Genomic DNA, 729 nt, shown 5'->3' with positions numbered 1-729 from the left:
AGTAGCTAATCAGCGGGCTTTCGGGCGAAAACGACTGGGCGATTGCCACCAATTTGCCGTTGTTGTCGACAACCGGTCCACCGCTGTCGCCGGGTTTGATTGGGCTTTGGATTTCGACCACTTTGAAATCATGTTCGCCGTGGTTGGATTTGAATTTCTTGTCGTACACCGAGCGAACGGTTCCCGAGGTGTTGACCCACAAAACGTCGCTTCCGCCGGGGTTTCCGATCACATCGACTGCCGATCCGGGCTTGGTGCTGGCGTCGGCCAATTCGATCACTTTGGCACGTGCCGGGATTTTTGGCAGTTGAATCAGGGCCAAATCGCGTTTGCGGTCGACCGCGACGACTTTGCCAGGCTGGGCAAGTTTCAACACATTGTCGAGGTAATGTTTGCGTTTGACCTCGGGCAGCCCGTTGCGAACATCGGCAAAAAAGACCACTGCCGAGCGGCTGTCGCCGACCACATGCGCGTTGGTGAGCACGAGACGTTTGTCCACGTCGACGAAGACTCCGGTGCCGGTGGAGGTTTCGTTTTCCGCGTCGCTGGTGATGATCCAAACGGTTGACTGCAGCGTTTTGCTGTATTTATCCGCGTCCGCACGAGCGGACTGCGTCATCGCAGTGACAAAGGTCAACGCGAACAGGGCGTAACAGAAGGGCGAAACGACGCCGTGGGGTCGGAAATGGCTCATGGAATCACCTCGAGATGGCTATCGCGACGCGTGAG

Annotated in this window: 1 protein-coding gene; it reads right to left on the bottom strand. The window is 56.9% G+C overall.

The window, feature by feature from the left end; translation table 11 throughout:
• Nucleotides 1–694, bottom strand: a 694-nt coding sequence (locus tag RMSM_RS28760) for a S1 family peptidase (protein WP_008705587.1), incomplete at its 3' end; no start/stop codon positions are given.
• Nucleotides 695–729 lie beyond the last annotated feature (35 nt).

The organism is Rhodopirellula maiorica SM1, from assembly GCF_000346295.1.
Classification (GTDB): Bacteria; Planctomycetota; Planctomycetia; order Pirellulales; family Pirellulaceae; genus Novipirellula; species Novipirellula maiorica.
This window is presented reverse-complemented; position numbering and strand designations above follow the sequence as displayed.